We start from the raw sequence: 24,018 nt of genomic DNA, 5'->3' as shown, positions 1-24,018 counted from the left end.
CATGGACGACCTCCTCCGGCCCGACACCCTCGCCCTCCACGCGGACGCCGCCGTCGAGCCCACCGCCGACATCGCGCCGCCCATCCACGTCTCGACGACCTTCGCGGCGGACAACGACGCCGGGCTCGTCTACGCACGCAACGATCAGCCGACGCGGCGGCGGCTCGAGGCGGTGCTCGGCGCGCTCGACGGCGGACACGCGGTGACGTTCGCCTCCGGGCAGGCGGCCGCCACGGCGGCGCTCCTGCACCTGCGGCCGCGCCGCGTGGCGATCGCGACCGGCGGCTACCACGGGACCCACGCGGCCATCGACGCGCTCGCGCCGTTCGGCGTGGAGAAGGTCGCCCTCGAGGCCGACCTCGGCGCGGGGGACGTGGTGTGGCTCGAGACCCCGAAGAACCCGACCTGCGAGCTGCAGGACATCGCCGCGCACGTCGCGCGCGCGCGACCGGCCGGAGCGCGCGTCGTCGTCGACGGCACGTTCGCGACGCCCGTGCTGCAGGCGCCGCTCGCGCTCGGCGCGGACCTCGTCTACCACTCGATGACGAAGTTCCTCGCCGGCCACTCCGACGCGCTCGGCGGCGTCCTGGTCGCCCGCGATCCCGCCCTGGCGGACGGGCTCCGCGCGACCCGCACCGTCACGGGCGGCGTCCCCGGCGCGCTCGAGACCTGGCTCGTCCTGCGCGGGGTCCGCACGCTCGGCCTGCGGGTGCGGCAGCAGACCGCGACCGCGACCCGGCTCGCGGCGTTCCTCGAGCCGCGCGTCGCGCGCGTGTGGCACCCGTCGCTCCCCTCGCACCCGGGCCACGCCCTGGCGAAGCGGCAGATGCGCGGGCCGGGCCCGATCCTGTCCATCGAGCTCGCGACGGAGGCCGCCGCGCGGGAGCTCCCGGGGGCCCTGCGCCTCTTCCGCGACGCCACGTCCCTCGGCGGGGTGGAGTCGCTCATCGAGTGGCGACGCAAGCAGGATCCGCACGCGCCGCCGGCGCTCCTGCGGCTCGCGGTCGGGATCGAGGATCCCGAGGATCTCGAGCGCGATCTCGCCCGAGGGCTCGCGGCGATCGGCGGGCGCTCTAGCCCCCGGCCGTGACGGCGGGCGGCCTCACGCCCCGTGACAGTGTCCCGACATCGACGGACTCGCATCCGTCCCCCTGCGACATCACCGTCCGGGCGGGCAGGCGTCCGTCCGGGCGCCGCGTCTCCAGGGGGAAGAAAGTATGCTCGCCTACCGTCACACCGCTCGAAGGCTCGCCGTCCTCACGTTCGCCGCCGTCTCGCTCGCCGCCTGCAGCGGCGAGAAGAGCCCCGCTGCAGGCCCGCACCTGGCCGGGATCCAGGTCCAGCCGGCCAGCGCCGGGGTGGTCTCCGTCCTGGTCGGGGAGTCCGTGCGACTCACCGCGGTGGGGACGTACTCCGACGGCACGACGCGCGACGTCACGGCAGAGGTCGTGTGGAGCTCGGCGGCCCCCGAGATCGTCGCCGTCTCGAACGCGGCGGCCGACGCGGGGCTGGCGACGAGCGCGTCCGTCGGGACGAGCGAGGTCAGCGCCACCGAGCCGATGAGCGGGGTCACGGGGAGGGTGACGGTGGAGGTCGTCCCGCCGATCGTGTCGCTCGCCGTGTCGCCCATCGATCCGACGCTGCTCGTGGGCACCACGCTGCAGCTCCAGGCGGACGGCACGCTCGTGGACGACACGACGGCCGACGTCACCGCGACGGTCATCTGGACGACGTCGGACGCCGCCATCGCGACGGTGTCTCCGGGCGGGCTCGTCACCGCGGTCGCGGTCGGGACCGCCACGATCACCGCCGTGGAGCCGGTCTCCGGCGCGACGGCGAGCATCACCGTGGAGGTGACGACGCTGCCGGCGGCGCTCTCCTACCTCGGCCTCTCCCGCGGGTCGGTCATCGGCGGCGGCCCGGTGCAGGTCGTCGGCACCGTCGCGCTGACCTCGTCGGCGACGGAGGACGTCATCGTCACGCTGACGAGCAGCAACGCCGCCGTCGGGGTCCCCGAGACCGTGACCGTGCCGGCCGGCGCGCAGAACGCGACCTTCGCCGTGACGACGTCCGCGGTGACCCGCAGGACCAAGGTGACCCTCACCGCCACGGACGGGACGAGCACCAAGACCGCGTCGCTGAACCTGCGCGTGGCGAAGTAGCGCCCGCGCGCCTTCCGCGGCGTCCCGGCTACCCGCTGCCCGCCCACCGGCTCCCTGGCCGGTGGCGCGGGCTGCGCCGTTCTCCGCGCGCGCAGGCGAGCTGCTTCTCGACGCTCGCGCGGAACGCGCGGACGAGCGGCTCGAAGCGCGCGGGAGCGCCCTCGAGCGCGCCCAGGGCGAACGCGACCGCCTCCGCGGTGGAGAGGTGCTCGGGCCCTGGCTCGCGGCGCAGGCCGCCGTAGCCGCTCGGCCGCGCCGGCACGATCCCGACCCGCGGCAGCGCCGCGAGCGTGGGCGTCGCCCGGATCATCTTCACCGCCTGAGGCCACGTCCCGTCGACGGCGAAGAGCACGGGGGGCGGCGCGCCGGCGAGCGCCTCGGCGGGCACGGCGCCGTCGCCGGGGAAGAGCAGCGCCGCCCCCGGCGTCGCCGCCGCCGCGCGAACGGCGGGGTGATCCTCGAACGCGACGCCGCGGTGGAGCTCGCAGTTCTCGAGCGCGAGCCGGGTGAGCCAGGCGCTGCAGATCGCGAGGCGCGCCTCGCGAGGATGCTGGAGCAGCACGACGCGCGTCCGCGACGGGATCACCGGGAGGTCCGCGCAGGCGCAGAGCTCCGTGGGGCGCAGGCAGCGGCGGCAGGTCGGGCGCATGGGAGAGCGCGGGAGGAAAGCACGGCGCCGGGCGCGCGTCGAGCGGCCCCGGGGCCCGCCAGGAACGCGCCGCCCGTGCGCCCCGGTTGGCGTACCATGCGCGCCATGCCCGCTCGCCCCGCCCGCCTGCTGCTCGCGGCGTTCCCTCCGGAGCTCGCCGGCCTCGACGCCGCGCCGCCCGAGGGCTGGGCGGTCGCCTGCACCGGCGTCGGCGCCCTCGCGGCGGCCGTGGAGACCGCGCGGCTCCTCGCCCTTCACGCGCCGGAGCGCGTCCTGTTCGTCGGGACCTGCGGCGCGTACGACGCGCGGCTCGCGCCGGGCGAGCTCATCGCGGCGTCGGAGGCCATCGCGACCTCGCTCGACGAGCGGGCCGGCCGCGCCTATCGCCCCGCGCTCGAGCGCACCCGCTGGCCCGCCACCTTCACGCTGCCGCTCCCCGCGCACCGCGTGGCCGTCCCGCCCGCGATCACGCTCACGGAGGAGGGCGCGCGCGCGCTCGCGGAGGTGGCCGCCGCGGAGCACCTCGAGCTCACGGGCGTCTTCGCCGCGTGCGCCGCGGCGAACGTGCCTGCGGCCGCGGCGCTCGCCGTCGCGAACCGGGTCGGCCCCGGGGCGCACGAGGAGTGGAAGGCCAACCACGCCGCCGCGAGCCGGGCGCTCGTCGCGGCGCTGCGCGAGCGCGGCGTGTTCGGCGCCGAGGAGCTCCTCGAATGAGCAAGACCCCGTCGACCCCCGCCACCCGGCTCCTGCGCCAGCAGAAGGTCCCGTACACCGAGCACGTCTACCGCTACGAGGAGCACGGCGGCACGGCGGTGTCCTCGCGGGAGCTGGGCGTCCCGGAGCACGCCGTGGTGAAGACGCTCGTCATGGAGGACGAGACCGGCGCCCCGCTCGTCGTGCTCATGCACGGCGACCGCGAGGTCTCGACGAAGGCGCTCGCCCGTCAGCTCGGGAAGAAGACGGTGCAGATCTGCAAGCCGGACGTCGCCCAGCGCCACAGCGGCTATCTCGTCGGCGGCACGAGCCCGTTCGGAACGCGCAAGGCGATGCCGGTGCACGTCGAGCGGACCATTCTCGAGCTGCCGAAGCTCTACGTGAACGGCGGCTCGCGCGGCTTCCTCGTCGGGATCGCGCCCGCCGACCTCGTGCGCGTCCTCTCCCCCGTCCCCGTGGACGTCGCCATCGAGCAGTAGAGGCGGGCGCGTAGACCGCTCGTGGTCACGAGCGGGGTCGAGGTCGGGGTCGGGGTCAGATCCCTCCGCTACCTTGCCGCCCCCATGCCGAAAGACGCTCCCGCCCGCTACATCGCCTTCTCCGACGGCTCCTCCCTCTCGAACCCCGGCGGCCCGGGCGGCACGGGCTTCGTCGTCGTCGACCGCGTCCGGCCCGCGCTCCGCTTCGGCGCGACGCGCTGGGTGCAGGACGGCACGTACGCGGTCACGAACAACCGGATGGAGCTGCGCGCCGTCCTCGAGGCGCTCCAGGGGCTGCCCGCGGGCGAGTCGGTCGAGGTCGTCTCGGACTCGCGCTACGTGGTGGACGCGCTCTCGAAGTGGATCCACGGCTGGCGCAAGAAGGGCTGGAAGACGGCCGCCGGCGAGCCGGTGCTGAACCGCGACCTCATCGAGGCGCTCGACGCGCGCGGCCGGGAGCTCTCCGTCCGCTACGCCTGGGTCCGGGGCCACGACGGGCACGCGGTGAACGAGGTCGTCGACGCGCTGGCCCAGTCGGCGGCGCGGGGTGTCCCCGGGCCGACGGAGGCGAGCGTCGTCGAGGCGCTTCGCGCGGCCGCCGTCATCCGCTGAGCGCCGCGGTCACCAGGAGGCGAGCCGGCACTCCTCGCACGCCTGCATGAAGTGGCCGTACGGGGCGAGGCAGCGCAGGCAGGTGCGGCGGCCGCAGAGCGCGCACGACCGGGCATCCCGGGGCCGGAGCCGCTCGCCGCAGGAGGCGCAGCGCTCGAGGTCTTCCTCCGACCGGGGGCGTGGCGATGGTGCGGCGGGATCCACGCCGGGAACGTCGCACCTCCGCCGCTCCGTGGCACGCCCCCGGGAGGGAGGGGTCGCCTGCCACGCGGTCCGGGCGCCGGGCGGGGCCGTGGTACCCTGCGCGCCCATTCCATTCCGGCACCGGAGGCCACCCATGAGCGATCTCCTCAGCGACCTCGAGCCCAGGCTCCTCTGGCGGTACTTCCTCGAGCTCTCCCGGATCCCGCGCGGCTCGAAGCACGAGGCGCAGGCGGCCCGCTGGGTCGCCGACCAGGGCCGCGCGCTGGGCTGCGAGGTCCTGACCGACGCGCTCGGGAACGTCCTCATCCGCAAGCCGGGCACGAAGGGCCGCGAGGACCGCCCGGGCGTGTGCCTCCAGGGCCACGTCGACATGGTCTGCGAGAAGAACGAGGGCACCCCCCACGACTTCGCGAAGGACCCCATCCCCGTGTACCGCGACGGCGAGGTGGTGCGCGCCCGCGGCACGACGCTCGGCGCCGACAACGGCATCGGCGTCGCGGCGGGCCTCGCGGTGCTCGCGAGCCAGGACGTCCGCCACGGCCCGGTCGAGGTGCTCGTCACGATCGACGAGGAGACGGGGCTCACCGGGGCGAAGGGCGTCGCGCCGGGCTGGTTCCGCTCGCCCTACCTCCTGAACCTCGACAGCGAGGAGGAGGGGGAGCTCACCATCGGCTGCGCCGGCGGCGTGGACACGGTCGCGACCCGCAAGGTCGCCCTCTCGGCGCCCGCCCCGGGCACCCTGCCGCTCCGGATCAAGCTCTCGGGCCTGAAGGGCGGCCACTCCGGCGTGGACATCGCCGCGGGTCGCGGCAACTCCATCCGCATCCTGGCCCAGGTGCTCGACGCGCTCGTGGAGCGGCACGGGATCGCGCTCGCGACGGTGAGCGGCGGGAACAAGCGGAACGCCATCCCGCGCGAGGCCTCGGCGATGGTGCGCGTGGACGCGGGGCGCGAGGCCGCGCTGCGGGAGGACGTGGCGCGCCTCGCGCGCGAGTGGCGCGCCGCGCTCGGCGCGTTCGACCCGAACCTCGCGATCGACGTGGAGCCGGGCGAGGCCGATCGCGTGATGTCGCCCGGCGACGCGCGCGCCGTCCTCGGGCTCCTCCTCGCCGGGCCGCACGGCGTCGAGGCGATGAGCCCGGCCATCCCCGGCCTCGTCCAGACCTCGACGAACCTCGGGCTCGTCCAGACGCAGGACGGGACGGTGCTCGTGACCTTCCTCACCCGCAGCGCCATCGACGCCTCGCGCCAGGCGCTGGCCGCGCGCATCGCGGCGGCGTGCGCGCTCGCCGGCTTCGAGGCGAGCCAGGAGGGCGGCTACCCGGGGTGGAAGCCGGAGCCCGGGTCCTCGCTCGTGAAGCTCGTGGACCGGGTGCACGCGGAGGTGTTCGGGAAGCCGATGATCGTGAAGGCGATCCACGCCGGGCTCGAGTGCGGCCTCATCGGCGAGAAGTACCCGGGCGTCGAGATGGCCTCGATCGGCCCCGACATCAAGGACGCGCACACGCCCGACGAGCACGCGCGCATCGCCTCGGTGGCGGCGTTCTGGAGGCTGCTCGTGGCCGTGCTCGAGCGCGTCTGAGCGCCCGGGGCGCGACGGCGTGAGCCGCTCGCGCGGTGACCAGGGGGCGCGCGCGTCGGGCGGCCGGGCGGCCCCCGCGTCGCCCTCGCCTCGAGTCGCGTGCGCGCGCGGCGGCGGGTTCCCAGCTTTCGCTGGGGGTCTCGATGCGCCGCGGCCGCAAGCGCCTCCTCGTGGCGCTCGCCATCCTGTTCGTCGTGCTGGTCGGCGCTCGCGCGGCGCTCGACCCGCTCGTCACCTGGCGGACGCGCAAGGTGCTCGCGGGGATGGAGGGGATGCGCGGGCGCTTCCAGGACGTCGAGGTGAGCGTCCACGACCTGTCCTACGCCATCCGCGGCCTGCGCATCGAGAAGCTCGCGCCGGGCGGCTCGGCGCTCCCGTACTTCCAGGTCGAGCGCGCGAGCTTCGGCCTCTACTTCAAGGAGCTCGTCCGCGGACACGTCGTCGCCGCCGTCGAGCTCGAGAAGCCCAAGCTCACGCTCGTGAGCGCCAAGGAGCAGCCGAGGAAGCAGGGCGCCGCGGAGGCGCCGCAGGTCGGCCACGGGATCGAGGCGCTCGCGCCGTTCCGGCTCGATCGCCTCCAGGTGAAGGACGGGGAGCTCCGCTGGGTGGACGAGCGCGAGCCGGAGCGGCCGGAGCTCTGGGTGCACCGGATCGAGGGGACGCTCGAGAACTTCGCGACGCGGAAGGCGCTCGCCAAGAACGAGCCGACGGTGCTCGCCGCGCGCGGCGTGCTGCAGCGCTCGGGCGCCGTCTCGCTCTTCGCGACCGCGGACCCGCTCGCGAAGAAGCTCACGTTCGCCGGGCAGGGCCGGCTCGAGCGCCTGCAGCTCGTCGAGCTCGCCTCGATCGTCGGCGCGAAGGCGGGGATCGCGCCCGACAAGGGCGAGCTCGACATGTCGCTCCGCTTCCGCGCCGAGGGCGGGAAGATCTCGGGCGGCGTCCGCCCCATCCTGAAGGACGCCGGGACGAGGCCGGCGAAGCCGGGGCTCGGGCCGAAGCTGAAGTCGCTCCTCGCCGACGTGACGCTCAGCATCTTCAAGGACGACGTCCCCGGCCGCGAGGCGGTCGCCACGACGATCCCGATCCAGGGGACCGTCGACGATCCGGAGGCGCAGGCCGTCCCGACCATCCTGGGGATCGTGCGGAACGCGTTCGTCCGCGGCCTCGAGGACGGCCTCTCCGGCCTGCCGCCGCCCGAGGCGAAGAGGCCCGAGAACGTCGTCGAGCAGGCGAGGCGCGCGCTGTCGCCCAGGCGGGAGGCGCAGCCGCGCGCCCAGCCGACGGGGGAGAAGTGATCCGGCGGCGGACGCTCGTGGTCGCCGTCGCGCTCGCGGCCGCGGCGTGCCGCCATCCGCAGCACCCCACCTCGCCGGCGGGCGGCGAGTCGCCCCGGCCCGAGGCGCCGGACCGCGCCGGGGAGAAGGGCGTCCCGCCGAAGGCCGGGCGGCCGCGCATCCCGGCGGGCCCCGAGGCGCTCCTCGCCCCCGGCGCGGTGAAGGACATCCAGGGCGCCCTCGCGGATCGCGGCCTCCTCGGGGAGCACCGCGCGGGAGAGCTCGACGCGCCGACCTCGCGCGCGCTTCGCAAGTTCCAGGAATCGCAGGACCTCGCCGCGACCGGCTTCCCGGACCGCGAGACCCTGCAGCGGCTGGGGGTCGACCCCGACCGCGCCTACGGGCGCGACGGGGGCGGGAAGGGGGACTGAACGCCCGGTCCGCCGGGGCAGCCATCCTCGCCCGGGCGAGCTCGCCGGATCCGAGCCCGGCTCCCGCGCGGGCCCACGCGCCGGCGGGCGGCAGGCCCGGCGGACACGCGCGCGCCTCCGCGGTAGATTCGGCGCGGGCAAGCCCCGGAGGCGGTCATCGAGCTCTTCCTCGATCGCGGAAACCCCCTGCACTGGCTCGCCGTGGCGGTGCTCCTCGTCTCGGGCCTCGCGTGCGCCTGGCTCGGGGTCCGGGACGGATTCCTGCGCAGGTCGATGCGCACGAGCGCGGGGACGCTGACGGGGGGCCGGGCCATGGCCGCGGGCGCGCTCTACGTCGCGACCGGCCTCGCCGGCCTGTGGGGCGGCGTGGCGTTCCTGCTCCGAGCGCGGTGAAAGCGCACGTCCCCGCTTCGGCCGAACACATCGAGGACGCCGCCGGCGAGCGGGCCACGCTGCTAGCGTGCTCGGAGCAGCGCGGAGGTGAACATGGCCCTGTTGCCGACCGCCCCGGAGCCGGACTGCTGGCAGCTCGAGGGGGAGGACGACGCGTCGACGCCGCCGACCGTCGCCCGGGTGCTGAACACCGTGGGGACCCGCCGCGAGTGGCGACGCGCCGGGTTCCCGGTGCTCTTCGACGAGGCCGGGGAGGTGAGGCACGTCCAGCGCTGCGGGCGGACGTACCGCTTCCGCCGCGTGGACGACGAGCACGCGGCTCGCCTGCCGCACTGCCAGCCGCTCTGATCCGGCCTGCTCGCTCAGTAGACCGCGAGCAGCTCGACCTCGAACACGAGCGTCGCGTCGGGCGGGATCGCCGGCGGCGCTCCGCGCGCCCCGTAGGCGAGGTCCGGGGGCAGCGTGAGCTTTCGCTTGCCGCCGACGCGCATCCCCGCGACGCCGCGGTCCCAGCCCTCGATCACCTCTCCGGCGCCGAGCCGGAACGAGAACGGATCGCCGCCGACGGACGAGTCGAACTGCTTCCCGTCGGTGAGCCAGCCCGTGTAGTGCACCTCGACCGTCTTGCCCCGCACCGCCTCCGGGCCCTTCCCCTTCACGACGTCCTCGATCTTCGGCTTGGCCATGCGTGTACTCCTCGCGCTCGGGTGGTCGGGCCGCATCCTAGACGACAGCTCGTGATTCGCGATCACCTTCGGTGGACGTCGGGGGCCTGTTCGCGAAACGTAATCGGCCGTCGGCGCGCAGGGCCGGCCGTCAATTCCCGGGATCGGAGCCCGGCTCGTCCGCCTCCTCCTCCTCCACGTCCGGGCCGGGCGGCAGCTTCTCGAGCCGGTCCCGCACGAGGGTCTGGTGCTTCTGCTCCTCGGCGCGCAGCTCCTCGAAGAGCGCCCGCACGTCCGGATCCTTCACGTAGGGCAGCGCGGAGGAGAAGAAGTCGAACGCCTTCTTCTCGGACGAGAGCGCGACCTCCAGCGCCTGGCGGGCGGACATGAACACGCGCGGCTGGCCGGGGTCGGGGGCCTCGACGTCGTAGAGCTGCTCGCGCGAGACGCGCCGCGGGGCGTCGCCGAACCTCGCGCGGCGCCGCTCGGCGAGCTCCGTGCCGTGGCGCTTCTCGTAGGAGGCCATGAGCATGAACATGTCGGAGGCGTCCCCGGCGTAGCGGCCGCCCACGATCCGGGTGAACTCCTGGTAACGATCGCGCGCCTCCTCCTCGATCAGGATCGCGAGATCGAGGGCGTCCTGCAGGTTCAGCTTGGCGAAGTCGATCGCGGCGTCGTTCATGGTTCCTCCAGGCGTGGGCGCCTGCGCTGCGCGGGTCGAGGGAGCCCAGCAGACCTAACGCTGCACATCGCCGAGCGATGCACCGCCCTGGGTCTCCGTGTGGGGGCTTCTCGCCCCGGCGGCTGGAGCGCAGCGTTGCCGTGGCCCGCCCGGGAGCCGGACGTGCGGGCGAGGCGGTTCCCGAGCTTGCCCGGCCCACAGGCCCTCAGGATGTCCACGCCGCATCGCCCCTCGGCGCTCGAGCCGGCCGCGCCCCCGGCCATCGACGAGGCGCTCGTCGGCGGGAAGCTCGTCCCCCTGATGGAGCGGCTCGTCCGGCTCGGGTGGTTCTCGTTCGAGGTGGAGGGAGCGGAGCACCTCCCGCGGAGCGGCCGGCTCGTCCTCGCGCCCAACCACGCGGGCTGGTTCGCGCTCGACGCGTTCTTCCTCGCGCTGGCGGTGCGCCGTGTCCTCGGGCGCGAGGCGAGCCCGTACTTCGCCGCGGCCGACGCGGCCCTGGCCGCGCCGGTCCTCGGGCCGTTCCTGCGGCGCCTCGGCGCGCTGCCGGCGTCGTCCTTCCGGCGGCCCGAGCGCCTCCCGCCGGAGATCCGCACGGTCGGCGTGTTCCCGGAGGGCGTCGAGGGGAACACGAAGCCCTTCTGGGAGGCCTACCGGATGCGGCCGTGGAACCGCGGGTTCGTCCGCGTCGCCGCGGCCCTGGACGCGCCCATCGTCCCCGTCGCGATCCTCGGGGGCGAGGAGAGCCTGCCGGTGGCCTGGACGGTGCGCTTCCTCGAGCCGCTCATCGGCTCCTCCATCGGGCTGCCGGTGTTCGCCCTCCCGCTGCCGGCGCGGTGGAAGGTGGTGTTCCACCCGCCCGTCGAGGTCGGCGCGCGCGGGCGCGACGCCCTCGTCGACTCCGAGTACAGCAGCGCCGTCGCGCGCGAGGTGCAGCGCACGGTGCAGGAGACCCTCGACCACGCCGCGGCGCACCGGACGCTCGCGCAGGTCGCCTCGCTCGTCGCGCTCGTGCGCGGAGCGCGCCACGCCGAGGCGGAGGAGGCCGCCGGGCCGCCCACCCCGCCGCGCGGCGCTGCGCGCGAGCGGCGCGCCGCGCCCCCGGCGACGGACGGCCGCGCCCGCGCCCGCGCCCGCCGCGCCGGGCCCCCCGCCCGCAGCGCGCCGTAGGCCCACGCGGCGACGCGAATGGCGGCGAACGCCACCGCCGCCGTCACGGCGAGCGCCGCGGCGAGCACGCCCGCGACGACGAGCCCGCTCGCGCGGCGCGTCGGCGCGGGCGCCGCGAGCCAGGTCTCGAGGAGCCGCACGTTCCTGAGGTTCGCCTTGAAGCCGGCGTCGAAGAGGTCGCCGAGGAGCGGCACCGCGCCGACGACCGCGTCGACGGCGAGGTTCATCCCCATCCGCGCGACGAGCACCGTCGGGGCCCCGAGCCGCCACGCCACGAGGAGCACGTACGCCGCCGCCACGCTCGTCGCGACGTCGCCCACGCCGGGGAAGAGCCCGATGATGGGGTCGAGGCCGATGCGCAGATCGGTCCCGGGGATGCGGAACGCGGCGTCGAGCCAGCGTGCGACGAGCCGCGCCTCGCGCAGCCTGGGATCGGGCGCCCGGCCGGCGCCGCCGATTTCGAAGTCAGCGCCGTCGAGCACGCGACCGCCCCGAGACCCGGGCGCGCGGCGTGTATACTCCCCCTTCTTTCTCGACGGACGGCCCATGATCCAGATCTACGACACCACGCTGCGCGATGGCACCCAGCGCGAGGGGATCTCCCTCTCGTGCGAGGACAAGCTCCGGATCGCGCGCCGCCTCGACGAGCTCGGCGTGGCCTTCGTGGAGGGCGGCTGGCCGGGCTCGAACCCCAAGGACGCCGAGTTCTTCGCGCGCGCGCGGGACCTGCCGTGGCGGCGGGCGGCGATCGCGGCGTTCGGCTCGACCTGCCGCGTCGGCGGGGTGCCGGAGGACGACGCGAACCTCCGGGCGCTCCTCGACTCGGGCGCGCCGGTGTGCACCGTGGTCGGCAAGACCTGGACGCTGCACGTGACCGACGTGCTGCGCGCGAGCCTCGACGAGAACCTGCGGATCATCGAGCAGAGCCTGGCCTGGCTCCGCGAGCGCGGCCGCCGCGTCATCTACGACGCCGAGCACTTCTTCGACGGCTGGCGCGCCGACTCCGGCTACGCGCTCGCCACGCTCGAGGCCGCCACGCGCGGCGGCGCCGAGACGCTGGTGCTGTGCGACACGAACGGCGGGACGCTGCCGTGGCAGGCCGCCGAGATCATCCGCGCGGTCCGCGCCCGGGTGAAGACGCCGCTCGGCGTCCACGCCCACGACGACTCCGGCACGGCGGTGGCGACCTCGCTCGCCGCGGTGCACGAGGGCGCGATCCAGGTGCAGGGCACGATCAACGGCTACGGCGAGCGCTGCGGCAACGCCGACCTCTGCTCGGTCATCCCCGGGCTCGAGCTGAAGCTCGGGCTGCGGTGCCTGCCCGAGGGCCACCTCCAGTCGCTCACCGAGCTCTCCCACTTCGTCGCCGAGGTCGCGAACCTCGCCCCCGACGAGCACCTCCCGTACGTCGGCCGCTCGGCCTTCGCCCACAAGGGCGGGATCCACGTCGCGGCGATGCGGCGCAACGCGGCCTCGTACCAGCACGTCCTGCCCGAGCTCGTCGGCAACCAGATGCGCGTCGTCGTCTCCGAGCTCTCCGGCCGCGGCAACCTGCTCTCGAAGGCGGAGGAGCTGGGGCTCGGCGCGGGCGAGGGGGTCGCCGACGTGCTCGAGGAGATCAAGACGCTCGAGGCGCGCGGCTTCTCGTTCGAGGCGGCCGAGGCGTCGGTGGCGCTCATGATGAAGCGGCACGATCCGGGGTACCGCGCGCCGTTCGAGCTCGTCGACTTCCTCGTGAACGTCGAGCACCGCGACGGGCGAGGGCTCTTCTCGGAGGCGATGGTGAAGGTGCGCGTCGACGGCGAGCTCCTGCACACTGCCGCCGAGGGCGACGGGCCGGTCGACGCGCTCGACGCGGCGCTGCGCAAGGCGCTCCTGCCGCGCTACCCTCGCATCGCCGAGCTCAAGCTCGTCGACTACAAGGTCCGCATCCTGGACGGCAAGAACGGCACCGCGGCGGTCACGCGCGTGCTCGTGGACACGCAGCACGGCAAGCGCGTCTGGAGCACGGTGGGCGCCTCGCCGAACATCATCGAGGCGAGCTGGCGCGCGATCGTGGACGCCCTGGAGTACGGGATCACGATCGCCGCGGAGAACGGAGGGAGCGAAGCGTGAGGGCGAAGATCGTCGTTCTGCCCGGTGACGGCATCGGGCCTGAGGTGACCGCGGAGGCGATCCGCGTGCTCGAGGCGGTGGCGCGGAAGGGCGGCCACGTCTTCGAGCTGTCCGAGCACCTCATGGGCGGGTGCTCCATCGACCGGCACGGCACCGCGCTCACGCCGGAGGTGCTCGCCGCCTGCCAGGCCTCGAGCGCGGTCCTCCTCGGGGCGGTCGGCGGGCCGAAGTGGGACGACCCGGCGGCCAAGGTCCGGCCGGAGCAGGGGCTCCTCGGGCTGCGCAAGGGGCTCGGCGTCTTCGCGAACCTGCGCCCGGTGCGCGTGCACCCCGCGCTCGTGGACGCGTCGCCGCTCAAGGCGGATCGCCTCGCCGGCGTGGACCTGCTCGTGATCCGCGAGCTCACCGGCGGCCTCTACTTCGGCCAGCCGAAGGGCCGGGAGGAGAAGGACGGTCACGTCCGCGCCGTGGACACGCTCGAGTACCACGACTACGAGGTGCAGCGGGTGGTGGAGCTCGCGTTCAGGCTCGCCCGCGGCCGCCGGCGCAAGGTGACGTCGGTCGACAAGGCGAACGTGCTCGAGTCCTCGCGCCTGTGGCGGCAGGTGACGAGCGCGATCGGCGCGGCGAACCCCGACGTGGCGCTCGACCACATGCTCGTGGACACCGCCGCGATGCGGCTCGTCGCGGCGCCCGCGTCGCTCGACGTCGTCGTCACCGAGAACATGTTCGGCGACATCCTCACCGACGAGGCGTCGGTGCTCGCCGGCTCGATGGGCATGCTCCCGTCGGCGTCCATCGGGGCGGGCGGGCCGGGCCTGTACGAGCCGATCCACGGCTCCGCGCCGGACATCGCCGGCAAGGGGATCGCGAACCCGCTCGGGACCATCCTCTCGGCCGCGATGATGCTCCGCCACTCGCTCGGGCTCGAGGCGGAGGCGGCGGCCGTCGAGAAGGCGGCGGACGCGGCCGTCACCGACGGCGCGCGCACCCGCGATCTCGGCGGCACGCTGTCCACCCGGGCGATGGCGGACGAGGTGCTGCGGCGCCTCGCGAGTTGAACGCCCGGGTCCGGCCCCGCCCGGTCGCCCGCGCGACCGCCTCCATCGGGTCCAGGCGACCGAGGGTGAGGCGCGGAGCAGGAACGGTCCGTAAAATGAATTCGAGGCGTGCCCGTCCGTGATCCGCGGGGCGGGCGCCTTCGACTTTCGACCGTTCGCTCGAGGAGACTGCTCCCATGACCCGTCGCTCCACGGCCGCTCGCTCGCTCATCGCCCTCCCGATCGCCCTCGCGCTCGCCGGCGCGTGCGCGGTGAACCCGGTCACCGGAAAGCGCGAGCTCTCGCTCGTCTCCAAGGATCAGGAGATCGCGCTCGGCAAGCAGAGCGCGGAGCAGGTGAAGCAGCAGATGGGCGTCTACCCGGACGAGAAGGTCCAGGCCTACGTCCGCGAGATCGGGATGCGCATCGCCAAGGCCTCGGAGCGGCCGGATCTCCCGTGGCAGTTCACCGTCCTCGACGACCCCACCGTCAACGCGTTCGCGCTGCCGGGCGGTCCGGTGTTCATCACGCGCGGCATCCTCACGTACCTCGGCTCCGAGGCCGAGCTCGCGAGCGTGCTGGGGCACGAGATCGGGCACATCACGGCGCGCCACTCGGTCGAGCAGCTCTCGAAGCAGCAGCTCGCCCAGCTCGGGCTGGGGGTCGGGATGATCGTCTCGCCGGAGCTCGCGCAGATGGGACAGGCGGCCGCCGCGGGGCTCCAGCTCCTGTTCCTCAAGTACGGCCGCGACGCCGAGCGCCAGGCGGATCAGCTCGGCTTCAAGTACATGTCGCAGCAGGGCTACGACGTGCGCGAGATGTCCAAGGTGTTCGTCACTTTGGAGCGCTCCAGCGCGCAGCAGGGGGCGGGGCGCGTGCCGGAGTGGCAGTCGACGCACCCCGACCCGGGCAACCGCGCCGAGACCGCGCGCGAGCGGGCCGCCAAGGCGACGATCCCGCCGGGCGCCAAGGTGGAGCACGATCGCTACGTCCAGCTCGTGTCCGGGATGGTCTTCGGCGACGACCCGCGGCAGGGCTTCTTCAAGGGCGACACGTTCCTGCACCCGGGCCTCAAGTTCCAAATGAAGTTCCCGCAGGGCTGGAAGGCGCAGAACTCCCCGAGCGCGGTCGTGGCGGTGAGCCCGAAGCAGGACGCGGCCCTCCAGCTCGCGGCCGCCGGGAAGCTCTCGCCCGAGGAGGCGACGAAGAAGTTCTTCCAGCAGGAGGGGGTGAAGCCGCTGCAGGCGCCGCAGTCCGGGACGCTCGGGGGACAGCCCGCGACCGCGAGCTACTTCCAGGCGCAGACGGACCAGGGCGTGCTGAACGGGATCGTGTCGTTCGTGTCTCACGGCGGCCTCACGTACCAGCTGGTCGGCTACTCCCCGGCCCAGGCGTTCTCCGGCTACGAGGCGACGTTCAAGCAGGCCCTCTCGACCTTCGGCCCGCTCACGGACAAGTCCGCGGAGAACGTCCAGCCCGCCAAGGTGGAGGTCGTCCGCGTCCCGCGCGAGATGACGATCTCCGAGTTCAACCAGCAGTTCCCGTCCACCGTGCCGCTCGACGTCGTCGCCATCGTGAACGGCGTCGACAAGGACGGGAAGCTCCCCGGCGGCACGACGGCGAAGCGCATCACGGGCGGTGTGCCCGCGAAGCAGCTCCAGCAGCAGCCCGGGTCGTGAAGGGCTCCCTCGCGCCGGCCCGCGTCGGGTAACCTCGCGGCCATGGAACTGGATGCGCTCGGCGCGGCGCGGCTCCGCCGCCTCGCCCTCGGCACGGCTGCCATCGGCCGGCCCGCGTACATGACCCTCGGCCACGCCGAGGACCTCGCGGGCGGCCGCTCGCCGGAGCAGCTGGAGCGCCACGCCCACGCGGTCCTCGACGCCGCCTTTGCAGCCGGCGTCCGATGGGTGGACGCGGCGCGCTCGTACGGCCGCGCGGAGGCGTTCGTCCGCTCGTGGCTCGACGCGCGCGGCCTCGCGCCCGGCGAGGTGACCGTCTCGTCGAAGTGGGGCTACCGCTACGTGGGCGGGTGGCGGCTCGACGTGGAGCGGCACGAGGTGAAGGATCACTCCCTCGCCGCGCTCGAGGAGCAGCTCGCCGAGACGCGCGCGATCCTCGGCACGCACCTCGCCCTCTACCAGATCCACTCCGCGACGCTCGAGACCGGGGTGCTCGACGACGCGGGGGTGCTCGACGCGCTCGCGCGGCTGCGCGACGGCGGGGTCCGCGTGGGCCTCACCGTGACGGGCGTGCGCCAGGCGGAGACGGTCCGGCGCGCGCTCGCGGTGTCGCGCGGGGGGACGCCGCTCTTCGCGAGCGTGCAGGCCACCTGGAACGTGCTGGAGCGCTCCTGCGAGGAGGCGCTCCGCGAGGCGCACGCCGCCGGCCGGACGGTGATGGTGAAGGAGCCGCTCGCGAACGGCCGGCTGACCGCGCGAGGGGACGCGGGCGCGTCGGGCCCGCTCGCGGAGCTCGCGCGCGCCCGGGGCTCGACTCCCGACGCCGTCGCGCTCGCCGCGGCGCTCGCGCAGCCATGGGCCGACGTCGTGCTGCTCGGCCCCACCACCGTGGCGCAGCTCCACTCGAACCTCGCCGCCGCGCTCCTCGTGCTCGCCCCCACCGAGCTCGCCACCCTGGCGACGCTGGCGGAGCCCGCCGCCGCGTACTGGGAGCGGCGCGCGCGGCTCGCGTGGACGTGACGCGCGAGTGCCTGATGGGGCTGGAGTCTCGCCGAGCTCCTCCGGTGAAGGCGTGTGATGGACCGATGTAGTCCATGTTGACTGAATCAGTCCACTTCGTTGTGCCGGTGGGATATCCCGGGACGCGGGTTGGTGGGCGACGTGATCGGCGTCAAAGCGCGGCCTGCAACCCCGCGGATTAATTCAACAGGGCGACAAGTTGCCGCATGGCGCGGGTCAGCCGGGCCCCGTATCCCGAGTCCAAGCACCTGGACACGGGAGACGCCCATGAGCGAGTCCGAGACCGAGGTCGTCACCATCGCGGCAGAGATTCAAGCGGCGCCCGCAGCTCCCCTCTCGATCGCGAAGCGCCTCCGGGCCTTCGGAGACTTCATCTCGCAGGCCGTGGCGGTCGCCTTCACGGTGGCCCTGGCGGCGGTCACGGCGCTCGCGGCCCTGCTCGCCGTGACGCTGTTCGCCCCGGTGTTCCTCTTCCTGTTCGCCCGGGCGCTGCGGCGGCAGGAGCAGCTCAGGCTCTCCCGCGCGGCGGTCTGACGGGCCGTCGAGGATCGACGCTCCACGGCGCCGTCGGGCCCGAGCGCCGCGGCCGCGGGCCGCTCACGACAGGGCGTCGAACCGGTCGAAGCGCATCGTGAATACCGCCCGGCCCTGCGTGAGCGACCGGAGCTCGGTCGCGTACCCGAACATGCGGCGCAGCGGCGCCTCGCTCTGGATCGCCTTCGTGGCGGCGCCGCGATCCGCCACGTCGAGGATCGTCCCGCTGCGCTGGTCGAGGCTGCCGATCACCGCGCCGAGGTGCTCGCCGGGCGCGACGATCTCCACCCGCATCACGGGCTCGAGGAGCACCGGCCGGGCGCGACCGGCGGCCTCGCGCACCGCGTCGGCCGCGGCGACCTTGTAGGCCATCGGCTTCGACCCGCCCTCGCGCCACGTCGCGCCGGTGAGCACCACCTCCACGTCCTGGAGCGGATAGCCCTCGAGGACGCCGGCCTCCGCCGCCTCGCGCGCGCCCTGCTCGACCGCCCCGCGCACCTCGGCGCGCAGGAACGGCAGCGCCGCCGCTGCGGGGTCGACGCGGAAGCGGAACCCGCCGCCCCGCGCGAGCGGGCCCACCCGGACCGTCACCTCGCCGAAGAGCTCGAGCTCCTCGGTCTTCCGCTCGAACGCGGCGGTCGCCTCCCCCTCGGCGGTGAGGGTCTCGCGCATGAGCACCTGCGGCTGGCCGGTGCGGACGGCCAGCCCGAACTCGCGGCGCAGCCGCTCGGCGACGATCTCGAGGTGCAGCTCGCCCATCCCCGACACGATGAGCTGACCGGTGTCCGGGTCCTCGCCGAAGCGGAAGCTCGGGTCCTCGTCCGTGACTTGCGCGAGCGCCTCGAGGAGCGCCTCGCGGTCGGAGAGCGACGCGGCCTCGATCGCCTGCGAGATGACGGGCTCGTACGCCGAGAGCCGCTCGAGCACGACCGGGTGGCCGGGGTCGGAGAGCGTGTCGCCGGTGCGCGTCTCCTTGAGGCCGGTGACCGCGAAGATCTGACCCGCCCCGAGCGCGGGCGCCCGCTTCTTCTGCACGGCGTGCATGAGGAGCACGCGCGAGACCTTCTCGTGCCTGCGCAGGCTCGCGTTCCAGACGGTGTCGCCCTCGGCGATCCGCCCCGAGTAGACGCGCACGAAGACGTGCCGCCGCTTCTCGTCCAGGAGCGACACCTTGAAGGCGAGCGCCACGAGCGGCGCGTGCTCGTCGGCCGGACACGCCACCGCCTCGCCCGTGCGAGGGTCCTCGCCTCGCGCCGGCGGGACGTCGAGCGGGGAGGGGAGGTAGTCGCAGACGGCGTCGAGCACCTGCGGCACCCCCTTGTTGCGGAGCGCGGAGCCGCACAGGAGCGGGACGAACCTCCCGGTCAGCGTGGCGCGCCGGATCGCGCTCCGCAGCGCGCCCTCGTCCACCGAGGCGTCCGAGAGGACCGCCTCGGCCACCGCGTCGTCCACGTCGGCGAGCCGCTCGACGAGCGCCTGGCGCTCGGCCTCGCCCTCGCGCGAGATCCCCTCCGACTCGGTGAACGCCCGCGGGTCGTCCACGTCGCCGAAGCGCAGCGTGCGCCGGGAGACGAGGTCCTCGAACCCCTGGAACGCCGCCTCGGCGCCGAGCGGCCGCTGCACGGGCGCGATCACCTGGTCCGGGAAGCGTCGCCGCATCGAGGCGAGCGTCATCGCGAGGTCGGCGCCGACGCGGTCCATCTTGTTCGCGAAGGCGATGCGCGGCACCCGGTAGCGATCGGCCTGCCGCCACACCGTCTCGCTCTGCGGCTCGACCCCGTGTCCCGCGTCGAAGACCGCGATGGCGCCGTCGAGCACGCGCAGGGAGCGCTCCACCTCGATCGTGAAGTCCACGTGGCCGGGGGTGTCGATGAGGTGCAGCTCGTGCCCGCGCCACTCGAAGCTCGTCACCGCGGAGGTGATGGTGATGCCCCGCTCCCGCTCGAGGTCCATCCAGTCCATCACCGCGAGGCCGTCGTGCACCTCGCCCATCTTGTGCGTGCGCCCGGCGACGAAGAGCAGCCGCTCGGTGAGCGTCGTCTTCCCGGCGTCGATGTGCGCCATGATCCCGATGTTCCGGATGGCGCGGATGCGCCGCTCGCCCGCCGCAGGTCTCGGGCCGTCGCTCGTCATGGCTGCCCCCGGCGCCGCCTCGACCGCGGCGCGCGAGGAGTATACGGCGGCGCGGCGCGCGGCGGCGCGCGACCGGTGCCCGCGCGCACGGGCGGGCGCCGGGCTCCTCGCGCGCGGGGCCTGGCCCGTGCTCCGACGGGGCCCCGGCGCGCACGACACGCGTCCGGCGCGATGCCGCTCCGTGAAGGGCCTCGACAAGTGGTTTCGCTGCGCGCAGCGCCCCCGCCCTCTACAACAGGCGCTTCACCGGCGCCCGCAGCGGGCGCGCTCGACGGGAGGTGGACATGGCAGTTCGCGGCTCAGCCGTCGCGGGGCTCGCCCTCGCGCTCCTCGCCGCCCGCGCAGAGGCGCGGGAGGTGGCGCCGCGTCCGGCGGTGGGGGCGCCGTCCACGGAGCAGGCGCTGAGCGCCGGCGGCCTCGTGGGGTTCGAGTTCGCGAGCGGCACGACCGGCTTCGGGCTGCGGCTGGACGGCGAGCTGCCCGTCCAGGCGCTGGGTCCGAGGATGAACCTCAGCGCCCTGGGCTCGCTCGGGTTCACGCGCTTCTCGGACTCGACCTCGACGGGAGTCGGGGACTACTCGCAGGCCACCAACATCTTCAAGCTCGTGCCGGCGGCGCGCTTCACGCTCCCGCTCGCGCCTGCCGTCGCGGTGTACGGCGACGCGGGGCTCGGGCTGTACTGGGCGCGGTCGACCATCGACACGCCGTTCGGGAGCTCCTCGGATAGCGCGGTGGGCGTCACGATGCGCCTCGCGGCGGGCGGCCTCTACCACGTGAACGACAAGCTCCGGGTCGGCGTGGAGCTCGGCTGGAACCCGTACTTCGGCGACTTCTCGGAGGACACCATCAGCGTGCTCGCCGCGCTGATGGTCCGGCTGTAGCGCGCGGCGCGCCGCGGCGGCGAGCTCACCCCGCCGCGCGCGCGTCGCCGTCCAGGCCCGCCTCCGCGGGCGCGCCCGCGAGGCCGGCCTCGTCCCCGAACGCGCGCGCGACGCGGGCGGCCTCGGGGGCGCGGCCGAGCACGCTCACCAGCGGCAGGACGGCGAGGGGCACGAGGGTCGCGATCGCGCCGGCGAGGGGGACGCCGTCGGGGCCCCAGGCCGGGAAGAGCACGAAGGCCGCCGCGAGACCCGCGGCGATCGCGGCCCAGGCCCCCGCCCGCGTCGCGCGCCGCCAGAAGAGGCCGTAGACGAAGGGCGCGAGGAACACCGCCGAGAGCGTGCCCCAGCTCATCACCATGAGGTTCACGATGACCGCTGGCTTCGCGAGCGCGATGGCGAGCGAGAGCCCCACGAACACCGCGCAGAGCCCGCGCAGCACCGCCATCTGGTGCCGCGGCGTGCGCTCCCGGCCGGCGATCGCGCCGTAGAGGTCGATGCCGATCGCCGAGCTGGAGACGAGCACGAGCGACGACAGGCTCGACATCGACGCCGAGAAGACCATGAGCACGATCACCAGCACGAGCGCCTCGGGCAGCCCGGAGGTCGTGATGAAGTGCGGCATGATCTTGTCCCAGATCGGCCCGGACGGCCCCATGAGCTCGGGCGGCAGGCGCGCCCCGTAGCGGAGGTGCGTGAGCGCCCCGCTGTAGTACGCGCCGAAGGCCATGAAGAGGGCGAAGACGCCGGCGATGACGAGCGCGCGGCTGACGTCGGCGCGCGAGCGGATCGAGTAGAACTTCTGGACCATCTGCGGGAGCGCCCAGGGCCCGAGGCTCGTGATGAGCACGAGCGCGGCGAGCGTGAGCCAGCCGGGCACGGCGAGCGCGAGCGGCGTCCCCGCACCGACGTGCTTCACCGCGACGAGCCCGGGCGCCATCGCGGCGGGATCCCCGAGGAGCCGCCGCGTGGCCTCGACGAAGCCCCCGGCCTCCGGGCGGTGCGCGAGCAGCCACACCATGATCATCACGCCTGCGAACTCGACGATGCCGCGCAGGAAGTCGCTCACCGCGACGGCGAAGTAGCCGCCCATCACGAGGTACACGGCCGTGATGGCGGTGAGGAGGTAGAGCGCCGTCTCGTAGCGGATGTGGAGCGTCAGCTCGAACAGGTACGAGAGCCCCATCAGCACGGACGCGGAGTAGGGGACGAGGAACACGAAGACCACGAGCGCCGCGACGATCTGGAGCGCGCGCGAGCCGTACCGCGCCGCCAGGAGCTGCGGCATGGTGATCGCGTCGAGCCGCGCCGTCATCTCGCGCGTGCGGGCGGCGAGGAGCCTCCAGGCGAGGACCGTCCCGACCACGACGTTGCCGAGGACGATCCAGAGCGTGTGGATCCCGAAGCCCCAGCCGAGCTTGCCGGCGTAGCCGATGAACAGCACCGCCGAGAAGTAGGTCGTCCCGTAGGCGAACGCGCTCATCCACGGCCCGAGGCTGCGGCCGCCGATGAAGAAGTCGTGCACGTCGCGCGTGCGGCGCATGGCGAGCCAGCCGACGGCGAGCATCGCGACCACGTACGCGACGACGATCCCCACGTAGACCCAGGAAGGCATGCCCCGCATGGTAGTCGGGCGACACTCATCCGTGAACACCCGGTGAGCGGGGGAGGGATGCCGGCGGGAGCTATGCTCCGCGGCGCAGGGGCGCAGCCCCGGCGAAGGGGCGCCGGACGACGGGCCGATTCGCGAATCACGCGGCGAGGTCGTCCAGCTCGGCAGCACACCACGGCGGGAGGTTCATCGCGTGCCACGCACCATCATCGAGCCGTTCCGGATCAAGTCCGTCGAGCCCATCCGCATGACCACGCGGGAGGAGCGGGCGCGCCTGCTCGAGGCGGCGCACCTCAACCCGTTCAACCTGCGGGCCGAGGACGTGCTCCTCGACTTCCTCACCGACTCCGGCACCGGTGCGATGTCGGCGCACCAGTGGGCGGCGCTCGTCGAGGGGGACGAGAGCTACGCCGGGGCCCGGAGCTTCTTCCGCTTCGAGCGGGCGGTGCAGGAGCTCACCGGCTACCCGCACGTCATCCCCACGCACCAGGGCCGCGCGTCGGAGCGGATCCTGTTCTCGGTCGCGACGAAGCCGGGCGACGTCGTCCCCTCGAACACGCACTTCGACACGACCCGCGCGAACCTCGAGTACGACGGCGTCGAGCCGCTCGACCTCGTGGTGCCCGAGGGGCTCGAGCCGAGGAGCCGCCACCCGTTCAAGGGGAACATCGATCTCGGCAAGGTCGAGCGCCTGCTCGCGGAGCGCGCGGACCGGGTGCCGTTCGGCATGATCACCCTCACGAACAACTCGGGCGGCGGACAGCCCGTCTCGCTGGAGAACGTCCGCGCCTACGCGGCGCTGCTCCGCAGGCACGGCAAGCCGCTCGTGCTCGACGCCTGCCGCTTCGCCGAGAACGCCATGTTCGTGAAGCTGCGCGAGCCCGGCCAGGCGGACCGCACGCCCCGCGAGATCGCGCGGGAGATCTTCTCGCTCGCCGACGGCTGCCTCGTGTCGGCCAAGAAGGACGGGCTCGCCAACATCGGCGGCTTCATCGCGCTGCGGGACGAGCGCTGGGTGGAGGCGGCGCGGAACCTCCTCATCCTGACGGAGGGGTTCCCCACCTACGGCGGCCTCGCCGGGCGGGACCTCGAGGCGATCGCCGTCGGGCTCGAGGAGGTCCTGCACGAGGACTACCTCCGCTACCGGCTCCGCACCGCCGAGTACCTCGGCGAGAAGCTCCTCGCCGCGGGCGTCGCCATCGTGGAGCCCACCGGCGGCCACGCCGTCTACCTCGACGCGCGGAGCTTCCTCCCGCACCTCTCGCCCGCCGACTATCCGGCCTGGTCGCTCTCGGCCGCGCTCTACCTGGAGGGCGGCATCCGCGGCGTGGAGATCGGCTCGGTCATGTTCGGCAAGCGGCTCGACGACGGCTCCGAGACCTACCACCCGCTCGAGCTGGTGCGGCTCGCCTTCCCGCGCCGGGTCTACACCCAGAGTCACTTCGACTACGCGGCCGAGGTGATCTGCGAGCTCAAGGCGAAGGCGCGCGAGGTGCGCGGGGTGCGCTTCACCCACCAGGCGAAGTACCTCCGCCACTTCACGGCGGAGTTCCGCTGGGCGTGAGCCGGGCGGGGCGCTACTTCGGGACCTTCCGGTCGAACTCCCGCACGTCCTCCGCCGTGGGCGCGCCGCTCGCGTCGGTCTCCTGGGCCGGCGGCGCGGCGAGAGCGGGCCTCGCCGGCTCCGCCGCCGCGGCGAGCGGGATCGCCGGCGGGATGAGGCGCGTCTCGGGCTCGCGCGGCTTCGAGCAGGCGGACGCCGCCGCGATGGCGGCGAGCAGGGTGACGGGGACGAGCGGCAGGTAGATGCGGGACATCGGGGCTCCTCGGTGCTGCGGGTTCGAGGCACGCGAGTGCAGCCGGCGTGCCCGCGCGAGAAGCCTCACGCGGACGGGCGAATCGGCGTGCGGTGGACGGTGGGACACGGCCGGCGTGTCCTCACGCCCACGGCCGCCGTTCCCCGGGCAGGGCGACGCCGTCGAGGGCGCGGATC

General features: G+C 74.3%; 25 protein-coding genes and 1 pseudogene. 18 read left to right on the top strand and 8 right to left on the bottom strand.

The genetic code is table 11. The features are described from left to right. The first annotated feature begins 1 nt into the window (after nucleotide 1). Together MLV88_RS00865 and MLV88_RS00860 are read left to right on the top strand one after the other, a co-directional pair. Nucleotides 2-1,090 carry a trans-sulfuration enzyme family protein gene (locus MLV88_RS00865; RefSeq protein WP_242340467.1) on the top strand — a complete coding sequence of 363 codons (1,089 nt, stop codon included), beginning with the start codon at nucleotides 2-4 and terminating at the stop codon, nucleotides 1,088-1,090. A 127-nt stretch (nucleotides 1,091-1,217) separates the two neighbouring features. Next, nucleotides 1,218-2,162, top strand: coding sequence for an Ig-like domain-containing protein (locus MLV88_RS00860; protein WP_243336577.1), 945 nt, complete (start codon nucleotides 1,218-1,220; stop codon nucleotides 2,160-2,162). 28 nt (nucleotides 2,163-2,190) lie between these two features. On the opposite strand, the gene MLV88_RS00855 is transcribed toward MLV88_RS00860, so the two are convergent. After that, nucleotides 2,191-2,811, bottom strand: coding sequence for a tRNA-uridine aminocarboxypropyltransferase (locus MLV88_RS00855; protein WP_242340469.1), 621 nt, complete (start codon nucleotides 2,809-2,811; stop codon nucleotides 2,191-2,193). 105 nt (nucleotides 2,812-2,916) lie between these two features. Between MLV88_RS00855 and MLV88_RS00850 the strand changes: the two genes are divergently transcribed. From MLV88_RS00850 to MLV88_RS00840, 3 genes are all read left to right on the top strand, one after another. After that, complete coding sequence (locus MLV88_RS00850; protein WP_243336575.1) at nucleotides 2,917-3,525, top strand: phosphorylase family protein; 609 nt, start codon at nucleotides 2,917-2,919, stop codon at nucleotides 3,523-3,525. Continuing rightward, nucleotides 3,522-4,004 carry a Cys-tRNA(Pro) deacylase gene (gene ybaK / locus MLV88_RS00845; protein ID WP_242340471.1) on the top strand — a complete coding sequence of 161 codons (483 nt, stop codon included), beginning with the start codon at nucleotides 3,522-3,524 and terminating at the stop codon, nucleotides 4,002-4,004. The genes MLV88_RS00850 and ybaK overlap by 4 nt, the downstream gene beginning before the upstream one ends. Before the next feature lie 84 nt (nucleotides 4,005-4,088). After that, the gene (locus MLV88_RS00840) at nucleotides 4,089-4,616 is read left to right on the top strand and encodes a ribonuclease H family protein (RefSeq protein ID WP_242340472.1); all 528 of its coding nucleotides are present in this window, start codon (nucleotides 4,089-4,091) and stop codon (nucleotides 4,614-4,616) included. A gap of 9 nt (nucleotides 4,617-4,625) precedes the next feature. Here the strand turns inward: MLV88_RS00840 and MLV88_RS00835 are convergent, their stop codons facing one another. Continuing rightward, nucleotides 4,626-4,820, bottom strand: coding sequence for a hypothetical protein (locus tag MLV88_RS00835; RefSeq protein WP_242360983.1), 195 nt, complete (start codon nucleotides 4,818-4,820; stop codon nucleotides 4,626-4,628). 133 nt (nucleotides 4,821-4,953) lie between these two features. Between MLV88_RS00835 and MLV88_RS00830 the strand changes: the two genes are divergently transcribed. The 5 genes from MLV88_RS00830 to MLV88_RS00810 all read left to right on the top strand — a co-directional run bounded on the left by MLV88_RS00830 (nucleotide 4,954) and on the right by MLV88_RS00810 (nucleotide 8,848). Beyond that, on the top strand, nucleotides 4,954-6,402 hold the full coding sequence (locus MLV88_RS00830) for an aminoacyl-histidine dipeptidase (protein WP_242340474.1): 1,449 nt from the start codon (nucleotides 4,954-4,956) through the stop codon (nucleotides 6,400-6,402). 143 nt (nucleotides 6,403-6,545) lie between these two features. Continuing rightward, on the top strand, nucleotides 6,546-7,697 hold the full coding sequence (locus MLV88_RS00825) for a DUF748 domain-containing protein (protein WP_242360979.1): 1,152 nt from the start codon (nucleotides 6,546-6,548) through the stop codon (nucleotides 7,695-7,697). Continuing rightward, nucleotides 7,694-8,107, top strand: coding sequence for a peptidoglycan-binding domain-containing protein (locus MLV88_RS24410; RefSeq protein ID WP_243336573.1), 414 nt, complete (start codon nucleotides 7,694-7,696; stop codon nucleotides 8,105-8,107). The genes MLV88_RS00825 and MLV88_RS24410 overlap by 4 nt, the downstream gene beginning before the upstream one ends. A gap of 201 nt (nucleotides 8,108-8,308) precedes the next feature. Then, nucleotides 8,309-8,500, top strand: a complete 192-nt coding sequence (locus tag MLV88_RS00815) for a hypothetical protein (protein ID WP_243336571.1) — start codon at nucleotides 8,309-8,311, stop codon at nucleotides 8,498-8,500. A 93-nt stretch (nucleotides 8,501-8,593) separates the two neighbouring features. Beyond that, nucleotides 8,594-8,848 carry a hypothetical protein gene (locus MLV88_RS00810; RefSeq protein WP_242340478.1) on the top strand — a complete coding sequence of 85 codons (255 nt, stop codon included), beginning with the start codon at nucleotides 8,594-8,596 and terminating at the stop codon, nucleotides 8,846-8,848. A gap of 14 nt (nucleotides 8,849-8,862) precedes the next feature. Here MLV88_RS00810 and MLV88_RS00805 read toward each other — a convergent pair whose 3' ends face one another. Next, on the bottom strand, nucleotides 8,863-9,186 hold the full coding sequence (locus MLV88_RS00805) for an FKBP-type peptidyl-prolyl cis-trans isomerase (RefSeq protein WP_242340479.1): 324 nt from the start codon (nucleotides 9,184-9,186) through the stop codon (nucleotides 8,863-8,865). Between the two features lie 130 nt (nucleotides 9,187-9,316). After that, nucleotides 9,317-9,847, bottom strand: a complete 531-nt coding sequence (locus MLV88_RS00800) for a ferritin-like domain-containing protein (RefSeq protein ID WP_242340480.1) — start codon at nucleotides 9,845-9,847, stop codon at nucleotides 9,317-9,319. Between the two features lie 210 nt (nucleotides 9,848-10,057). Here MLV88_RS00800 and MLV88_RS00795 point away from each other — a divergent pair, with 210 nt between their 5' ends. Beyond that, nucleotides 10,058-11,014: a 1-acyl-sn-glycerol-3-phosphate acyltransferase gene (locus tag MLV88_RS00795; protein WP_243336570.1), complete on the top strand. Its 957-nt coding sequence runs from the start codon at nucleotides 10,058-10,060 to the stop codon at nucleotides 11,012-11,014. A gap of 128 nt (nucleotides 11,015-11,142) precedes the next feature. Here MLV88_RS00795 and MLV88_RS00790 read toward each other — a convergent pair. Further along, nucleotides 11,143-11,562 (bottom strand): annotated as a pseudogene (locus MLV88_RS00790) (DUF4112 domain-containing protein); the annotation flags it as partial. On the opposite strand from MLV88_RS00790, the gene cimA reads away from it, so the two are divergent. The 5 genes from cimA (at nucleotide 11,561) to MLV88_RS00765 (ending at nucleotide 17,402) form a co-directional block, all read left to right on the top strand. After that, nucleotides 11,561-13,129, top strand: coding sequence for a citramalate synthase (gene cimA / locus MLV88_RS00785; RefSeq protein WP_242360843.1), 1,569 nt, complete (start codon nucleotides 11,561-11,563; stop codon nucleotides 13,127-13,129). The pseudogene MLV88_RS00790 and the gene cimA overlap by 2 nt on opposite strands. After that, the gene (leuB, locus tag MLV88_RS00780; RefSeq protein ID WP_242356841.1) at nucleotides 13,126-14,190 is read left to right on the top strand and encodes a 3-isopropylmalate dehydrogenase; all 1,065 of its coding nucleotides are present in this window, start codon (nucleotides 13,126-13,128) and stop codon (nucleotides 14,188-14,190) included. Before cimA ends, leuB begins: the two co-directional genes overlap by 4 nt. A gap of 176 nt (nucleotides 14,191-14,366) precedes the next feature. Continuing rightward, nucleotides 14,367-15,848: a M48 family metalloprotease gene (locus MLV88_RS00775; protein WP_242356843.1), complete on the top strand. Its 1,482-nt coding sequence runs from the start codon at nucleotides 14,367-14,369 to the stop codon at nucleotides 15,846-15,848. Nucleotides 15,849-15,890: 42 nt separating this feature from the next. After that, the gene (locus MLV88_RS00770) at nucleotides 15,891-16,868 is read left to right on the top strand and encodes an aldo/keto reductase (RefSeq protein WP_242356845.1); all 978 of its coding nucleotides are present in this window, start codon (nucleotides 15,891-15,893) and stop codon (nucleotides 16,866-16,868) included. A gap of 267 nt (nucleotides 16,869-17,135) precedes the next feature. Next, nucleotides 17,136-17,402, top strand: a complete 267-nt coding sequence (locus MLV88_RS00765) for a hypothetical protein (RefSeq protein WP_242356848.1) — start codon at nucleotides 17,136-17,138, stop codon at nucleotides 17,400-17,402. Nucleotides 17,403-17,465: 63 nt separating this feature from the next. Here the strand turns inward: MLV88_RS00765 and fusA are convergent, their stop codons facing one another. Beyond that, nucleotides 17,466-19,535 (bottom strand): elongation factor G, encoded by a 2,070-nt coding sequence (gene fusA, locus MLV88_RS00760; protein WP_243336568.1) that lies wholly within the window; start codon nucleotides 19,533-19,535, stop codon nucleotides 17,466-17,468. Nucleotides 19,536-19,819: 284 nt separating this feature from the next. Between fusA and MLV88_RS00755 the strand changes: the two genes are divergently transcribed. Continuing rightward, nucleotides 19,820-20,416, top strand: coding sequence for an outer membrane beta-barrel protein (locus tag MLV88_RS00755; protein WP_243336566.1), 597 nt, complete (start codon nucleotides 19,820-19,822; stop codon nucleotides 20,414-20,416). A 25-nt stretch (nucleotides 20,417-20,441) separates the two neighbouring features. On the opposite strand, the gene MLV88_RS00750 is transcribed toward MLV88_RS00755, so the two are convergent. Then, on the bottom strand, nucleotides 20,442-22,028 hold the full coding sequence (locus tag MLV88_RS00750; protein WP_243336565.1) for a sodium:solute symporter family protein: 1,587 nt from the start codon (nucleotides 22,026-22,028) through the stop codon (nucleotides 20,442-20,444). Nucleotides 22,029-22,218: 190 nt separating this feature from the next. Between MLV88_RS00750 and MLV88_RS00745 the strand changes: the two genes are divergently transcribed. Beyond that, entirely contained in the window at nucleotides 22,219-23,589 is a 1,371-nt protein-coding gene (locus MLV88_RS00745; protein ID WP_242356546.1) for a tryptophanase, read from the top strand. A gap of 13 nt (nucleotides 23,590-23,602) precedes the next feature. Here the strand turns inward: MLV88_RS00745 and MLV88_RS00740 are convergent, their stop codons facing one another. After that, the gene (locus MLV88_RS00740; RefSeq protein ID WP_242356544.1) at nucleotides 23,603-23,842 is read right to left on the bottom strand and encodes a hypothetical protein; all 240 of its coding nucleotides are present in this window, start codon (nucleotides 23,840-23,842) and stop codon (nucleotides 23,603-23,605) included. Between the last annotated feature and the right edge of the window lie 176 nt (nucleotides 23,843-24,018).

It is taken from the genome of Anaeromyxobacter soli, from assembly GCF_022808855.1.
Classification (GTDB): Bacteria; Myxococcota; Myxococcia; order Myxococcales; family Anaeromyxobacteraceae; genus Anaeromyxobacter; species Anaeromyxobacter soli.
This window is presented reverse-complemented; position numbering and strand designations above follow the sequence as displayed.